Genomic DNA, 15,887 nt, shown 5'->3' with positions numbered 1-15,887 from the left:
GGTCAGTAAGTCTGTGCCGCCGATACCTGAACGGCTTTGCGCAGAGGCACGGGCAGCGGGTTACTGTCGCGCGTGGTGAGTTGCTCCGGGTACAGGGTGATCAGCGTCTGGCTGAGGGCCAGATTTTCCGAATCGGTACCTACGCGGAGTTTGAACTTGCCGGCATCGACGTTCCAGCTGGCGGTTTTATCCACGTAGTAAGACAGCGAGCGCGAATCGATCGGGATGCTCACGGTCTTGCTCTGGCCAGGCTCGAGGTACACCTTGGTGAAGCCTTTGAGTTCTTTCTCCGGACGGTCGACCGCAGGGTTCACGGGCTGCACGTAAAGCTGCGCCACCTCGAAGCCCGCCTTGTCGCCGGTGTTGGTCACCGTGAACTTCACGTCGACAGTGGCCCCGGGTGTCATCACGTTGCTCGACAGCTTCAGGTCGCTGTAACCAAACGTGGTGTAGGACAGACCGTAGCCGAACGGGTACAGCGGCTTGGCGTGTTTCTTGTCGTAACCGCGATAACCCAGGTACAGGCCTTCGCTGTAGGTCAGTTCGGTCAGTGCGTTGTCGCCGCGATAAGCAGCCGGGTCCGGGTACGATGCGTAGCTTGGGTTGTCCTCGATTTTTTTGTCGATGGTGACCGGCAATTTACCCGACGGGTTGACCTTGCCGTAGAGAATCTCGGCCAGTGCCTGGCCGCCTTGCTGACCAGGGAACCAGGCTTGCAACGTTGCGCCGACTTTCTTCGCCCACGGCTGCATGTTCGCCACGCCACCGCCGTGCATTACCACGATGGTGTTCGGGTTGGCCCGGGTCACGAAGTTGATCAGCTCGGCCTGTTGGTCGGGCAGGTCGAAGCCGTGATCTGATCCTTCGCCTTCGTTTTCATAATTGCTCCCCGCGGCAACCACGACGGCATCGTATTTCGACAGATCTTTGGGCGGACGCAGTGACGCCCAGCTCATCTGCACGCCAGCGAGCCCGCCGAGTGCCGGGGTGAAGTTGCCCTGCACGCGTTGGTATTCGAGCTTCACGGTGTAGTGCTTGCCGGCCACCAGTGCCGCCGATTTACCGGAAGTGGTGAGCGCGTTGACCACGTCGCTCGAGTACGGCACGCCGTCGCTCTGCACCACCAGTTCGTCGTTCACCCACAGTTTGTAGGGGCCGTCTGCTCGGACTTTGAACACATGGGCACCGGACACTGTTGGCTTGATGTTCGCGGTGAAGCGCGCCGAGAAATTACCGGCAGTCGGACTGAAACCGGACACGGTGGTGGTACCGGCATTGGTTTCGTTGGTGCGGGTGGTCCAGTTGAAATTCACCCCCGGTTCGACGCGGGTTTGCGCGGGAGAGCCGGAGAAACTGGTGTTGGCGAAGTATTCGGCCTTTACCCCGGAATTGCTGATGGTGTTGTCGCCGGTGGCAGGCTGGTACCAGACCGAGCTTTTCGGGTTCAGGCTCATCTCGGACAGGTAGGTGACATTGGCGCTGCTCGATGCCAATTGCTGCAAGCCACTCAACTCGGTGACGTAGCTATTGGGAGGTGAGTTGGCGGTACCGAACGGCGAGGCCGGTGCCTGATTGGCCCAATCGCCAATCACGGCGATTTTGGCGGATCGCGCCAGTGGCAGCAGCGGCTGGCCAGCAGAGGTCTTTTCATTGCGCAGCAGCACGATCGACTCACGGGCGGTGTTCAGTGCAGCGCGTGCGCCGTACTCCGGGTGCTCGAGTGTCTTGGCCGTGTTGAGGTTTTCCTGGAAGTCGTAGCTGACGATCGCCCGCAGGTTGCGCTTGACCTTGTCATCGATGACATTCTGCGTCAGTTGCCCGCTCCACACGTACGGCATCAGGTTGGCTTCGGTAAATTGCAGGCCCGACGGCATATCGATATCGGTGCCGGCCCAAGCGCCCTTGAACGCATCGTGGATCGCGTTGAAGTCGCTGATCACGGTGCCTTGATAGCCCCATTCACCCTTGAGCACATCAGTGATCAGGTGATGGTTTTCGCAGGCGTAATCGCCGTTGACCTTGTTGAAACCGCACATGATCGATGCGACGTTGGAGTTCTTCACCATCGATTCGAAGCCAGGCAAGTACATCTCGCGCAGGGTACGTTCGTCAGCGATCACGTTGACTGCCTGGCGGTTGGCTTCCTGCTCGTTGGCCAGGTAATGCTTGCCGCTGGCCTGAATGCCTTGCGCCTGAATAGCGTTGACAATGGCGGGGGCGAGCACCGCGCCGAGGAACGGATCTTCGCCGCTCACGTACTCCGCCGAGCGGCCGTTGAACGGGGTGCGGTAAAGGTTTACGCCCGGTGACAACATCTGCTGTCCGCCGGAAATCCGTGTTTCATAAGCAATGGCCAGGCCGAATTCCTTCGCCCGGTTGATACTCCAGGTGGCGGCGAGCGCGGACTGCGACGGGTACTGCGCGCCGAAGGTTGCGTTGTTGACGTGTACGCCCATCGACGAGTCATAGGCGACAGTGCCTTTGATTCCCCACTTGAGCAGGGAAGGGATCATGTGCCCGTCGTTCACGCGTGTGAAGTTGATTTTTTCCGACGTGTTCATGTTGTCCAGAATCGAACTGACACGTGCTTCGACTTCGTTACCAGTGGCAGGCGTGACCGCCGCGAGTGCAAGGTTGGCCTGGATAACACTGAAGGTCAGCAGGCTCAGAGCCAGCGTCTGTTTGAATGCCGACATGGCAAGCGTCCTTCTGGCGAGGGTGATCGGAGGATGAAGGTCAGGTGCGCTCATGGTTGCTGCACCTGCGTCGGGGCGTCGTCGGTTGCCACAGGTGCGTCGAGCACTTCAGCGGAACCCGTTTGTGCCGTTGGCGTGATTTGGTCGGCACCGGAAAGCCGATCCCGTTTGGCCTCGACCTGCTCGCGTAGCTGATGTTCAGCATTGATGGAATAGCCAGAAGACGGTGAATCCGCGGCCATGGCGGGTAAACTTTGCGCGCACAAAAGTATTGCGCCTACTACAGGCGACATAAGTCGAAGCATCGATCGGATCTCGATTGGTGGAAGAGTCGTTATTGATCGACCGCAGACAATTAAGTCCGAGAGTGGGTCGCATCATAAGTCTGAAGCATGCACTTGAAAGTTCAGTTGTCGCAAAGAAATTTTTCCGCGAGGAAATTATTGTTTGAGAAAAGTGACGTCTTGAGCGGTTTCGGAGGGTAGCGCCAAGGTAGCTGTGACGTGCGGGTAGCTATAAATCACACAAAGGTGGTGTTTGTATTCGGTTTACATCATTTTCCAAGAACAGAACGGCGAAATTTTTGTGTCTCGAGCAATAAATAATCAATCACTAAACCTAGTTGCAATTAGGTTTAGTGATCTGATAAGCTTCTCCAGCGATGTATTTTTGATGATCAACGCTCATTGATTCATCCATGTTCGTATTTTTTAAGTCACTTGGAGTTGTTCGTCCCCGCTTGCGAAAGTGTGCGAATTTCTCTGTTGCTGTAACGATGATTCTCATAAACAGACACGCGTGAAGTGTGTCTGTTTTTTTGTTTTATTCGCATGTTCTTATTGAGCTGGTTAAACAGTGTGATGCAACTACCATCGCAATCCCGAATAGGCCAATGGTTGGTCGACAATGCTGAAGTCAAAGCGTCGGACGTCCAGCGGGCGCGCAAATTATGCCTGGCTGAAAGTGAGAGCGATGACCAAGTGCTGCGCAACCTTTTGCGCTTGGGTGCCGTGCGGGATGAACAGGCTGTCGAGGCGTACACGACACTGCTCGACGTACCTTGCCTGCGGCTTGACGATGCGTCTGTGGTTGAGCCGCTCATGATGGGCAGCGAACGCTTTCTGCGTGAATACGGGGTCGTCGCCATCGCCACCGATGCAGCAACGGTGACCGTGGCCGCCAGCCCGCCCCTGACGCAATACGCGCTCGACGCCATGGCCTACTGCGCAGGCAAGGCGGTGTCGTTGCAAGTGGCGACCGCCGCCGACATCAACACACTGATCGAGCGGCTGTACGGTCAGGGCCGCAGCGCCATGGATGCATTGATCGAATCGCTGGACGACAGCAGCGGCGCCGAGGAAGACATCGAGCACCTCAAGGACCTCGCGTCCGAGGCACCGGTGATCCGTCTGGTCAACCTGATCCTGCAATGCGCAGTTGAGCAGCGGGCGTCCGATATTCATATCGAACCCTTCGAAAGCCAGCTCAAGGTGCGCTACCGCATCGATGGCGTGCTGCATGAAGCCGAGTCGCCGCCGTCCAGCTCATCGGCTGCGATCATCTCGCGACTGAAGATCATGGCGCGCCTGGACATCGCCGAGCGCCGACTGCCGCAAGACGGGCGCATCATGCTGCGCATTCAGGGCAAGGAACTGGACTTGCGGGTCTCGACAGTGCCCACCAGTTTTGGTGAATCCGTGGTCATGCGCCTGCTGGATCGACGCACCGTAAGCTTCGACTTTCCCAGCCTGGGCATGGACGGCCAACGTTTGCAGACCTTCCTCGAAGTTCTGGAAAATCCGCACGGCATTCTATTGGTGACGGGCCCCACCGGTTCGGGCAAAACCACCACGCTATACACCGCGCTGTCGCGGTTGAACACCGCCGAGCGCAAGATCATCACGGTCGAAGACCCGGTCGAGTATCAGCTAGAAGGCATCAACCAGATCCAGGTGAAACCGGCCATCGGCCTGGACTTTGCCAACGCTCTGCGCTCCATTGTGCGGCAAGACCCGGACGTGATCATGATCGGCGAAATGCGAGATCTGGAAACCTGTCGCATCGCCATTCAGAGTTCACTGACCGGCCATCTCGTGCTCTCGACCCTGCACACCAACAGCGCCGCGGCGAGTATCACGCGCCTGTTGGACATGGGCGTTGAAAGCTACCTGATTGCTTCCACCGTCAAAGGCATTCTGGCTCAGCGCCTGGTGCGTCGACTTGACCCGCTCACCCGGATTGCTTTCGAAGCGTCGCCACAACTGGTGGCCGAGCATGGGTTGGAGCGCTTTACCGAGCAGCGTCCGATTGTGCTGTATCGGCCGGCAATCACCTTGCCCGGTGGCGGCTACCACGGCCGCAGCGCCATCACCGAATTGCTGGTCATGAACGAAGAACTGCGCTCATTGCTGATGCGCCAGGCCGATGCCGCGACCCTCGAACAGGCCGCCAGGCGCGGCGGTCTGCGCACCTTGTATGAAGAAGGTTTGCGGCAGGCCGTGGCGGGCATCACTTCACTCGAAGAGGTGCTGCGCGTGACGCGCGGTGACTGACCATGGCTCAATTCAGATACCGCGCACTGGACGCCGAGGGCGTGAGCCAAAACGGCAGCTTCGAAGCCGCCGATGAGGCCAGCGCCATCGCCGTTGTGCAAAAACGCGGCTTGCTGCTGTTGAGCCTCGATGCGAGCGTCGATCGCGGTTTGCGTTCGGCTTTGCGTCCTGGCGCCATGAAGGGCGCTGCACTGGTCAGTTTCACCCAGCAACTCGCTACATTGCTGGGTGCCGGGCAGCCTTTGGAGCGTTCGCTGAACATTCTCCTCAAGCATGCCAGCGAACCCCGGCAGCGTGCCCTGCTGGAACGGGTGCGCGAGCAGGTCAAGGCCGGCAAGCCGTTGAGCCAGGCCCTTGAAGAAGAACACGGTCAGTTCTCCAGTCTGTACATCAGCATGGTGCGCGCCGGTGAAGCGGGCGGGTCGCTGGAAAACACGTTGCGCCAGCTATCCGACTACCTGGAACGCACCGAGACGCTGCGCGGTGAGGTGATCAACGCGTTGATCTACCCGGTTTTCCTGGTGGTTGGTGTGCTCGGATCGCTGGCGCTGTTGCTGGCGTACGTGGTGCCGCAATTCGTGCCGATTTTCCGCGATCTGGGCGTGCCAATTCCGCTGATTACTCAAGCGATTCTTGGTCTCGGTGAGTTTCTCAGCGCCTGGGGTCTGCTCGTCCTGGCGACACTGATGTTGCTGGCGTGGGGGGTGGTCGCGGCGCGCCGTAACCCGCTACGACGCCAACGGCATGACCGCCGCCTGCTGCTGATCAAAGTCATCGGCCCGTTGCTGCAACGCATTGAAGCCGCACGTCTGGCGCGCACGCTGGGCACGTTGCTCAGCAATGGCGTGGCCCTGCTGCAAGCCATGCTCATCGTCCGCGAGGTATGCGGCAACCATGCCTTGCGCGCCCAGGTTGAGCAGGCCACGCAGCGGGTCAAGGGTGGCGGGACGCTAGCGCTGGCTTTCGGGGAAGCGCCGCTGCTGCCTGAACTGGCCCTGCAGATGATCGAGGTCGGCGAGCAGGCCGGCAACCTCGACGTCATGTTGCTCAAGGTCGCCGACGTGTTCGACGTCGAAGCCAAACGCGGCATCGATCGCCTGCTCGCTGCCCTGGTGCCGAGCCTGACCGTGGTGATGGCCGTAATGGTGGCGGTGATCATGCTCGCGATCATGCTGCCGCTGATGAGCCTTACCAGTAATATTTGAGGAAACAATCATGTCCCGATTCAACGTCGCTGGCCGTCGCCAGCGAGGTTTCACCCTGTTGGAAATGCTGGCCGTCATCGTCTTGTTGGGCATCGTCGCCACCATTGTCGTGCGGCAAGTGGGCGGCAACGTCGACAAGGGCAAATACGGTGCCGGCAAGGCCCAACTGTCGAGCCTGGGCATGAAGGTTGAAAGCTTCGGCCTGGACGTCGGCAGCCCGCCCGCCAACTTGCAGCAGCTGGTCAACAAACCAGCCAATGCCGCCGGTTGGTCCGGCCCCTACGCCAAACCCTCAGACCTCAAAGACCCGTTCGGCCACGCTTTCGGCTATCGCTATCCCGGCGAGCACGGCAGCTTCGACCTGATTTTCTTCGGTCAGGACGGCCAGCCCGGCGGCGACGGCTACAGGGCAGACATCGGAAACTGGGAATAACCGTGCAAGCCTTGCAGCGCTCGCGCGGCTTCACCTTGATCGAACTGTTGGTGGTGGTCGTTTTGATCGGCATCAGCATCAGTCTGGTCAGCTTCGGCGTCGGCAAGGGTTTGCAGGCTGCCACGGAGCGTCAGGCGTTGAGCCAAGTGGTGCAGTCGCTGCGCGCGGCCCGCGTGAAGGCGATCGTCAGCGGTCAACCGGCACAAACCCGTTTCGATCTGATAGCAGGACGTTTTCAGGGGCCAGGTCAGAAGACGTACAACCTGCCAGCCGACATGCACGTGCAACTGATGACCGCCGAAGGGCTTGGCTCGGCGTTCGAGTTTTATCCTGACGGCGGCGCCAGCGGTGGGCACTTGCTGCTGTCACGCAACGACAAACATTGGCGCATCGACATCAACTGGCTGACCGGCAGCGTTCAGCTGCGCTCGCTCAATTGAGCCGCCAGCGTGGTTTCACGTTGCTGGAAATGCTTGCGGCGCTGGTGGTGCTGGCGATCTGCAGCAGTGTCCTGGTGGCCGCTTTCGGGCACAGCGCGCGAGCGTTGCAGCAAGCACAACGCAGCGACCGCATGAGCCTGGTCGCACGTTCGTTGATCGAGGACGCCAGCGACGGGCCATTGTCAACTGGACAAAGCCGGGGCGAATGGAGCGGGGTGCACTGGCAGTTGGACGTCAGCCAGATAACGAGTGCGGCAGGCCCGGCCAATGCGTATCGCCTCGACCTGCGCGTCAGCGACGGCACGCGGCAAGCCCGTTACAGCACGTTGCAGGTGCGCAGTGCGGGCTCGGGAGCAGCGCCATGAGGCATGGCGTCAGAGGTTTTACCCTGTTGGAAGTGCTGGTGGTGATGAGTCTGCTGGGCGTATTGCTGACGCTGATCGGGGCGGCCATTTCCGGTGCAAACCGCGCGATGGCCAAGGCCGAGCGTTACAGCACGCGGCTGGATGAAGTGCGCTCCACGCAGAATTTTCTGCGTGCAGCCATCGGCCAGGCGCTACCCCTGGCCGCAGGCAAACCCGCTGAAGCGCGGTCCTCGCTGTTCGAGGGCGACGCGCACAGCCTGAGTTTTTATGCGCCGTTGCCGGCGACGCTGGGCGGCGGGATCAACCGGCACCACGTGAGTCTGAAGCACGGACGCTTGCAGGTCAGCGTTCAGCGGTTGCAGGGCCAGGCCTTGCAGCCGTCGAGCGATCCGCAGGTGTTGCTCCATCAGGTCGACGCCGTGCAACTGAGCTACCGCGGTGTGTCGCCCAAAGGACAGGTCAGCGCGTGGATGGACCATTGGCCGTGGCCGGGTCGTTTGCCGCAAGCGGTGCGCATCGAGGCGCAGTTGGCCGGTGCTATTGCGTGGCCCCGTCAAAGCATCATCCTGCGCCTGGACTTGTCCGGCGAGCACAACGCGCCATGAAGCGTCAGCGCGGTGTCGCGCTATTGCTGGTGCTGTGGGTGCTGGCCTTGCTCGCCAGCTTGCTCGCCGGTCTGGTCGGGTGGGTGCATTTGCAAAACCGTCAGGCGCTCTGGCAACGCGAGCATTTGCAGGCATTGCTCGCCGCCGAGGCGGGAATCGGCATGGCTGTGCTGGCGCAACTGGACCGGCAACCGGAGCGCCATTGGTTGGCGGACGGCCAGGTCCATGCGTTGCGTTTTGATCAAGCCGAATTGGCCGTCAGCTTGCGCAGCGAGCAGGGTCAGCTGGACCTCAATGCTGCGCCAGCAGGGCAGATCGACCGGTTGATGCAGGCCTGTGGCGCGACCCCGGAGAATGCCCGGCAACTGGCGCAGGCCGTCGATCATCGGCGCGGCGTTCACCAGGCGCCGCTGCGGATGATCGAAGAGTTACGCGAAATACCCGGCATGACTCAGGCGTTGTACCAGTGCGCCGCGCCCTACGTGACGCTTTGGAGCGGCTTGCCCGAACCGGATCCGCGTCTGGCCGCGCCCTGGTTGCAGCAGGCATTGAACCTGCCGCGAATGAACCCCACCGGAACATCAGCCGGGTCGATTATCACGCTACAGAGCCGGGCAACGTTGCCCGGTGGTTACGCCACGACGCTGCGCGTCACCTTGTTACTGAACCCATCGAAGGAGGGTGCACGACCTTATCGGGTCCTGCGCTGGCAAGAATGAAGCAATTGATCTCACCGGCGTTGGCTGTGCGGCTGGCGCGGTTTGCCGAGCGCGGTGCCAGCCACTGGCGCGGCAGCCTTGCGCAAGGTTTATGGCAGACGTGGTTGCAGGAACTGCGCAACGCGCTGCCGGCCCGTCTGCGAGCAGGCGTGTTGTCGCCGCCCCGTGAACAGGTGCTGGAGTGGCCGCTGTCGGACCCGCTCCCCGAGGCTGATGGCGCACGCCGGGTGTTGCTGTTGCCGCATGCGATGGTGTTGGTGCAACCGCTGCTATTGCCCCTGGCCGCCACCCGCGAACTGAGCCGCGTGATCGGTTTCGAGCTGGACAAGTACACGCCTTTCCCGCGTGAGCAAATGCACTACGTGGCCTGCGTTCAAAGTCGCGGAAAAACCACCGCCCGCGTGTTGCTGGTTGCGATTGTGCGCGAGCGTTTGCAGAGCGTCCTCGACAGTTGCCGCGAGCGCGGCCTGCACCTGCACGCCGTGGATTGCCGCAACGCCGACGGTCAGCCACTGGGCATTGATTTGCTGCCTCCTGACCAAAAGCAGCCTGGTATTCGCCATGACAGCGTGCCACGACAGCTGGCGGTTGCCTGCCTCGGTCTGCTGCTGGCCTGCATGCTGATGTGGCTGCACACGCGCTCCGCGATGGTCGAAACAATGCAAGCAACCGTCGAAGCACAACGCCAGCAGGTGCAGCAAATACAACAACTGCGCCGTGAATTGAGCAACACGCAAGGCGCTGCCCGGTACCTGGCGCAACAAAAAGCGGCCCAGCCGACCTTGTCCAGCGTGCTGCTGGACCTCACGGGTTGCCTGGGTGCCGATACCTGGGTCGAACAACTTGACATCAGTGACGGCGGGGGCGTGTCGATCACCGGTCAAAGCGCCAAGGCCAGTGCCCTGATCAGTCGCGCCAAGGCATGCCGAACCCTGAGCGATGTGCAGTTCCAGGGGATCATTCAGCCCGACGAACACACCGGCAAAGAACGCTTTTCGCTGCGTGCGCACTTGCGCAAAGAGGCCACCGATGCGTCGTGATTTTACCCCGCGCGAGCGTCGTGGCGCCGCCCTGATCGTGCTCGCTTTGGTGTTGGTGGCGGCGTGGTGGTTGTTGGTGCAGAGCTGGTTCCTTGGCCCGCTGATCGACATCGAAGGGCAGGCCGATACTTTGCGTGAACAGCAACAACGTTATGCCGCAATTCTGCAACAGCGCGACGCCTTGCAGCAGCAATTAAGCGAGGCCCGACGCGACCCCGCCAGCCGCACCAGTCTGCTCCCGGGTGACGACCCCAGCGGCGTGGCCGCCGACCTGATGCAGCGCAGTCTCGATCTGGTTAAGGCTCACGCCGAGCAAGGCCCCGGATGCCAGGTGATCCAGCGCATGCCCATCACCCCGGAGCACAATAGCGCCGAGCCGTATCGTCAGGTCAAAGTCAGCCTCACGCTGGAATGTGCGATGCAACCCTTGGTCGACCTGTTGCGCGACCTGGAATACGGCCAGCCATTTTTGTTTGTCGATAACCTGAGTATCCGTCGCCCGGCGTCGGCTCCAGCCGCTGGAGGCGCCGGGCGTTTGCAGGTGCAGCTTTTGCTGCGTGGTTATCTGCAACCGGTTGCCACCGGGGGGCCGCCAGCATGACACTGGGTCGTAGTGCTTCAATCCTGCTGGCGGTTGCAGCGGTGTTGGCAGCCTTCCTGTCGGCGTTGCTGCTCACGGATTTCGGGCAGACGGTTGACTGGCTGCCTGCCGACGCGCCGCGCGATCTGCCCACGGCGGTGGCGCCACGGGCAATGCCGATGCTGAGCACCCAGGCGCTGGCTGTGAGCTGGAAACAATCGATCTTCAGCCAGAATCGTCAACCCGACATCGTCACCACCCAAGGCGAAGCCGCCGCACTGCAGGGCGTCGTGCTCACCGGCGTGATCATAAACCGCCAGGCTCAGTGGGCGCTGTTGCGTCTGGCCAATAACCGCAGGCTCAAGCTTGCCGTCGGCAGCGCACTGGACAACGGCTGGACACTTTCCGGCCTCATCCCCTCGCAAGCCACATTTACCAAGCAAGGCCAGACTCGCCAGTTGAGCCTCGCCGTGCTTCGCCTTCCGCCGCCATCGGCGGCCCCTGTCATCACTCTCCCAAACGTACCGAGACCATGAACAATTGCCTTCCTGAGATTTCCCGATTGCGCAGTCCCTTTTTATGCCTGGTGACTGCGGTCGCGCTGGCCGGCTGTGCGTCTTCCCCGGAGTCCACCGAAAACGACCCGGCCCTGATGCAGGAAGCACTCAACGGTACCGGTTCGCAACGTGCGCCAGTGGTGGATGCGCCGAGCGTCGGGCTCACCAATCCAGCACCCGAAGTCCTGTCGCCCGCCCGACGCCAGATCTTTCGCGGCAGCCAGAGCTTCGTCCGCGCGCCGGCGTCCGCAGCCCCTGGGGCCAGCGCCAAAGCCGCAGCCGGAGCCGGAGCCGAGGCCGAGGGTGACATCGTCTTCAACTTCACCGATCAGCCGATCGAAGCGGTCATCAACAGCGTGATGGGCGATTTGCTCCACGAAAACTACAGCATCGCCCAAGGCGTCAAAGGCAACGTCAGCTTCTCGACCTCGCAACCGGTGAACAAACAGCAAGCCTTGTCGATTCTGGAAACTTTGTTGTCCTGGACCGACAACGCCATGATCCGCCAAGGCAATCGTTACGTGATTCTGCCGTCCAATCAGGCGGTGGCCGGCAAGCTGGTACCGCAAATGCCCGTCGCTCGGCCCTCCACCGGTTTGACTGCACGGCTGTTCCCGCTGCGCTACATCTCCGCGACGGAAATGCAGAAGCTGCTTAAACCCTTCGCTCGGGAAAACGCGTTTCTGCTGGTCGATCCCGCACGCAATGTGCTGAGTCTGGCGGGCACTCCGGATGAACTGGCGAACTATCAGGACACTATCGATACCTTTGATGTCGACTGGCTCAAGGGCATGTCGATCGGGGTGTACGGCCTGCAGCGGGCGTCGGTCGGCGAATTGATGCCGCAGCTGCAAAAATTGTTCGGTCCCGACAGCGGCATGCCGTTGGCGAGCATGGTGAAGTTCATGCCCAATGAACGGACCAATTCCATCGTCGCCATCTCGTCGCAGCCGGCGTATCTGCAGGAAGTCGGTGAATGGATCGCGACGATTGACGAGGGGGGTGGCAACGAACCGCAAATGTATGTCTATGACGTGCGCAACATGAAAGCGTCCGACCTCGCCAAATACCTGCGGCAGATTTACGGCACCGGGGCGATCAAGGAAGACACGGAGGCGAAAGTTGCGCCGGGTTTGCGCACCACCGCGCTGTCGTCACTCAATGGCAGCGGTAATGGTTTATCCGGTGCATCTGCGCAAGCCTCTTCCGGGTTGGCGGCCGAGGACGAAAACGCTCAGTTGAGTGCAGAGGAAGAAGAGGGCGAGACGGGTACTTCCAGCGACGGGATGTCCGATACCGGTATCAGCGACGCTACCGACTCCAGCGGCCAGACGGGTCAGCAGAGTCTGGAAGAAAGCGTGCGCATCACTGCGCAGAAAAGCACCAACCAGCTCCTGGTACGTACCCGTCCCGCGCAGTGGAAGGAGATCGAGTCCGCCATCAAGCGCCTGGATAATCTGCCGCTGCAGGTGCAGATCGAGACGCGAATCCTCGAAGTCAAACTCACCGGCGAGCTGGACCTGGGCGTGCAATGGTACCTGGGCAATCTCGCGGCGAATTCGGCGAGTACCACCGTCGCCAACGCCAGCGGCAGCCAGGGCGCGCTGGGCAGAGGAGGAGCCGGGTTGGGCGCGGCCGACTCGTTGTTCTACTCGTTCGTCAGCAGCAACCTGCAAGTGGCGCTGCACGCACTCGAGACCAACGGACGCACACAAGTGCTGTCAGCACCGTCGCTGGTGGTGATGAACAATCAGCAAGCGCAGATTCAGGTGGGCGACAACATTCCCATCAGCCAGACGACCGTCAATACAACTAACTCTGACACGACCTTGAGTAGCGTGGAGTACGTACAAACCGGCGTTATCCTGGATGTGATCCCACGGATCAACCCGGGAGGATTGGTCTACATGGAAATCCAGCAGCAGGTGAGCGACGCCGATACAACCAATGTGACCGCTACGCAGCCCAACCCGCGCATTTCGACTCGCTCGGTTTCCACCCAGATCGCGGTACAAAGCGGTCAGACCGTACTGCTCGGCGGGTTGATCAAGCAGGACAATGCCGAATCCACCTCCAGTGTGCCGGGCCTGTCGAAAATCCCCGGGCTGAAGTGGTTGTTTGGCAACACATCAAAATCCCGTGACCGCACCGAGCTCATTGTCCTGATCACTCCTCGGGTGGTCACGAGCGCCAGTCAGGCGCGTCAGGTTACCGACGATTACCGCCAGCAGATGCAGCTGCTGAAACCCTGAAAAGAATCGGGTGTAACCGCATTGGCCATCGCACGCCGGGTGCAACTGCTCACTCGCGCGTGCAATAACTGAACTTTCATGCCCCGGTCATTTTCTCACTGCTGACCCCTTCAAGCAGCGACCACCACTGGTTTGCTCGTTAGACCCGCGCCGAGAGCCTGAGCATGAAAGTAACTTGCGCAACACCCAGGGCCCCACTGCGTCGAGCCGTCACCGGGTCGATGCTGTTTCTTTTCATTCTTGGGGATGTGCTGGGCGCCGGCGTTTACGCACTGGCCGGCACCATTGCCGGTGAGGTGGGCGGCGCCATCTGGATACCGTTGCTGATCGCCTTGTTCTTCGCGATGCTCACGGCAGGTTCCTATGCCGAACTGGTGACGAAGTATCCGCACGCCGGTGCCGCTTCGGTCTTCGCCGAGAAAGCCTTCAAGTCGCCACTGATTTCTTTTCTGGTCGGCTTTTGCATGCTCGCGGCAGCTGTCACCAGCGCTGCGGGCCTGTCGTTGGCATTCGCCGGTGACTACCTTGCGGCATTCATTCACGTTCCACCTCAGCTGGCCGCACTGGCTTTCCTGGTGGTTATAGCGCTGCTGAATGCCAGGGGAATCAAAGAGTCGCTTGGCGCGAATCTGGTCATGACCGTGGTCGAATTGTCAGGGCTGATTCTGGTGATCGTCGCCGCTGCCTGGTACTTCCAGACGGGCGAAGCGGACCTGGGGCGTAGCCTGGAATTCAAGCCAGGGGTCAGCCCCGCAGTGGCGGTGCTGGGTGCCGCTCTGCTGGCCTTTTATTCCTTCGTGGGCTTCGAAACTTCAGCCAATCTCGCCGAGGAAATCGTTGACGTGCGCCGGGTCTATCCGCGCGCGTTGTTCGCCGCTCTGCTGACCGCTGGTGTCGTGTACATGGCGGTTGGCGTTGCCGCGTCCGCCGTCCTGCCGATGGATAAACTGGTGCAGACCTCAGCGCCTTTGCTCGAGGTCGTTCGTGCGTCGGGGCTGAATATCCCGCCACGACTGTTTGCATTCATCGCCCTGGTAGCCGTCGCCAATGGCGCGCTGCTGACCATGATCATGGCGAGCCGGCTGACCTATGGGATGGCCGGTCTGGGACTGCTGCCAGGTCCCTTGGCCCGGGTGCTGCCAAAGCGGCGCACGCCATGGGTCGCGATCATCGTGACAACCCTGGTGGCGATCGCATTGACCCTGACAGGAACGCTTGCGACCCTGGCCGAGACCGTCGTACTGCTTTTGCTTTTTGTTTTCCTGAGCACGAATGTGGCGGTGCTGGTGTTGCGTCGCGACAAGGTTGAGGAAACGCATTTTCGCGTGCCGACCTGGGTGCCGGTTCTGGCGATCGTTTCCTGCCTGTTGTTGCTCAGCCAGCAAGGCGTGGAAACATGGCTGCGTGGCGGCGGACTGATCGTGGTCGGCATGCTGCTTTTCGCCTTTTCACGTGTGGCCATGCCAGCAGCCGTTAAGCCCGATCAGAACGCCTGATGCCGTTCGGCAACCTGGCTCGCTTCATCGCCCCACGTCCGGTTGACCCGCTGGCCCCGGGCAACCGCTGGCCGTTTGGCAATGTCTTCTGCCCAGCGCTGCAAATGGACGTAGTCGCCGGCCGACAGAAATTCAGCGGCCGAATAAACATTGTTGCGCACCAGTTCGCCGTACCACGGCCAGACTGCAACGTCGGCAATGGAATAGCTTCGGCCGGCGAGGTACGGACTTTCGCTCAGCCGCCGATCCAGCACGTCCAGCTGACGCTTGGCTTCCATGGTGAACCGATTGATCGGGTATTCGAACTTTTCCGGTGCATACGCATAGAAATGACCGAAACCGCCGCCCAGGTACGGTGCTGCGCCCATCTGCCAGAACAGCCAATTGAGGGTTTCGGTGCGTCCTGCAAGATCGGTCGGCAGCAACTCGCCGAATTTCTCAGCCAGGTACAGCAGGATGGCACCCGACTCGAACACCCGAATCGGCGGCTGCACACTGTGGTCCAGCAATGCCGGAATTTTCGAGTTCGGATTGATCTCGACAAAGCCACTGGAGAACTGATCGCCCTCGTTGATGCGGATCAGCCAGGCATCGTATTCGGCCCCGGCATGCCCCAGCGCCAGTAGCTCCTCCAGCATAATGGTCACCTTCACGCCGTTGGGTGTAGCCAGTGAATAGAGCTGCAAGGGGTGCTTGCCTACGGGGAGCGTTTTGTCGTGAGTCGGCCCGGCAGTGGGGCGATTGATGTTGGCAAACTGGCCACCGGATGGCGCATCGTTCGACCAGATTTTTGGAGGGACATAGGGTGAATCAGTCACGGGACGAACCTCATTAAACTGGAATGGGAGGGGATGATCTTTTGAACATCGCCCTGAAGAGAGAGATTTTCAACATCGGGTCAGCAGGCAAGCGCCACACATCAGCGTAAACCGGTCAGGCTCGAATGT

General features: G+C 60.7%; 15 protein-coding genes. 12 read left to right on the top strand and 3 right to left on the bottom strand.

Features of this window, described 5'->3' with window-relative positions; translation table 11 throughout:
- Window positions 1-2 precede the first annotated feature (2 nt).
- A complete protein-coding gene (locus ACYZT1_RS15800) occupies window positions 3-2,696 on the bottom strand; it encodes a beta-glucosidase (protein WP_462015641.1) in 2,694 nt (897 codons plus the stop codon).
- Between the two features lie 50 nt (window positions 2,697-2,746).
- Window positions 2,747-2,989 carry a hypothetical protein gene (locus ACYZT1_RS15795; protein ID WP_462015640.1) on the bottom strand — a complete coding sequence of 81 codons (243 nt, stop codon included), beginning with the start codon at window positions 2,987-2,989 and terminating at the stop codon, window positions 2,747-2,749.
- Window positions 2,990-3,556: 567 nt separating this feature from the next.
- Between ACYZT1_RS15795 and gspE the strand changes: the two genes are divergently transcribed.
- From gspE to ACYZT1_RS15735, 12 genes are all read left to right on the top strand, one after another.
- Complete coding sequence (gspE, locus tag ACYZT1_RS15790; RefSeq protein WP_462015639.1) at window positions 3,557-5,248, top strand: type II secretion system ATPase GspE; 1,692 nt, start codon at window positions 3,557-3,559, stop codon at window positions 5,246-5,248.
- Between the two features lie 2 nt (window positions 5,249-5,250).
- Complete coding sequence (gspF, locus tag ACYZT1_RS15785; protein WP_462015638.1) at window positions 5,251-6,453, top strand: type II secretion system inner membrane protein GspF; 1,203 nt, start codon at window positions 5,251-5,253, stop codon at window positions 6,451-6,453.
- Between the two features lie 10 nt (window positions 6,454-6,463).
- Window positions 6,464-6,886, top strand: coding sequence for a type II secretion system major pseudopilin GspG (gene gspG, locus ACYZT1_RS15780; RefSeq protein ID WP_462015637.1), 423 nt, complete (start codon window positions 6,464-6,466; stop codon window positions 6,884-6,886).
- A 2-nt stretch (window positions 6,887-6,888) separates the two neighbouring features.
- The gene (locus ACYZT1_RS15775; protein ID WP_462015636.1) at window positions 6,889-7,326 is read left to right on the top strand and encodes a prepilin-type N-terminal cleavage/methylation domain-containing protein; all 438 of its coding nucleotides are present in this window, start codon (window positions 6,889-6,891) and stop codon (window positions 7,324-7,326) included.
- Window positions 7,323-7,691 carry a type II secretion system protein gene (locus ACYZT1_RS15770; RefSeq protein WP_462015635.1) on the top strand — a complete coding sequence of 123 codons (369 nt, stop codon included), beginning with the start codon at window positions 7,323-7,325 and terminating at the stop codon, window positions 7,689-7,691. The genes ACYZT1_RS15775 and ACYZT1_RS15770 overlap by 4 nt, the downstream gene beginning before the upstream one ends.
- Window positions 7,688-8,296 (top strand): prepilin-type N-terminal cleavage/methylation domain-containing protein, encoded by a 609-nt coding sequence (locus ACYZT1_RS15765; protein WP_462015634.1) that lies wholly within the window; start codon window positions 7,688-7,690, stop codon window positions 8,294-8,296. Before ACYZT1_RS15770 ends, ACYZT1_RS15765 begins: the two co-directional genes overlap by 4 nt.
- Complete coding sequence (locus ACYZT1_RS15760; protein WP_462015633.1) at window positions 8,293-9,015, top strand: type II secretion system minor pseudopilin GspK; 723 nt, start codon at window positions 8,293-8,295, stop codon at window positions 9,013-9,015. The genes ACYZT1_RS15765 and ACYZT1_RS15760 overlap by 4 nt, the downstream gene beginning before the upstream one ends.
- A gap of 8 nt (window positions 9,016-9,023) precedes the next feature.
- Window positions 9,024-10,055 (top strand): type II secretion system protein GspL, encoded by a 1,032-nt coding sequence (locus ACYZT1_RS15755; protein ID WP_462019261.1) that lies wholly within the window; start codon window positions 9,024-9,026, stop codon window positions 10,053-10,055.
- Window positions 10,045-10,656: a type II secretion system protein GspM gene (gspM, locus tag ACYZT1_RS15750; protein WP_462015632.1), complete on the top strand. Its 612-nt coding sequence runs from the start codon at window positions 10,045-10,047 to the stop codon at window positions 10,654-10,656. Before ACYZT1_RS15755 ends, gspM begins: the two co-directional genes overlap by 11 nt.
- A complete protein-coding gene (locus ACYZT1_RS15745; RefSeq protein ID WP_462015631.1) occupies window positions 10,653-11,171 on the top strand; it encodes a hypothetical protein in 519 nt (172 codons plus the stop codon). The genes gspM and ACYZT1_RS15745 overlap by 4 nt, the downstream gene beginning before the upstream one ends.
- The gene (gspD, locus tag ACYZT1_RS15740; protein WP_462015630.1) at window positions 11,168-13,444 is read left to right on the top strand and encodes a type II secretion system secretin GspD; all 2,277 of its coding nucleotides are present in this window, start codon (window positions 11,168-11,170) and stop codon (window positions 13,442-13,444) included. Before ACYZT1_RS15745 ends, gspD begins: the two co-directional genes overlap by 4 nt.
- A 164-nt stretch (window positions 13,445-13,608) precedes the next feature.
- Window positions 13,609-14,940, top strand: coding sequence for an APC family permease (locus ACYZT1_RS15735; protein WP_462015629.1), 1,332 nt, complete (start codon window positions 13,609-13,611; stop codon window positions 14,938-14,940).
- Here the strand turns inward: ACYZT1_RS15735 and yghU are convergent.
- Window positions 14,928-15,758: a glutathione-dependent disulfide-bond oxidoreductase gene (gene yghU, locus ACYZT1_RS15730; protein ID WP_462015628.1), complete on the bottom strand. Its 831-nt coding sequence runs from the start codon at window positions 15,756-15,758 to the stop codon at window positions 14,928-14,930. The genes ACYZT1_RS15735 and yghU overlap by 13 nt on opposite strands.
- Window positions 15,759-15,887 lie beyond the last annotated feature (129 nt).

It is taken from the genome of Pseudomonas sp. PB3P13 (genome assembly GCF_054897735.1).
This window is presented reverse-complemented; position numbering and strand designations above follow the sequence as displayed.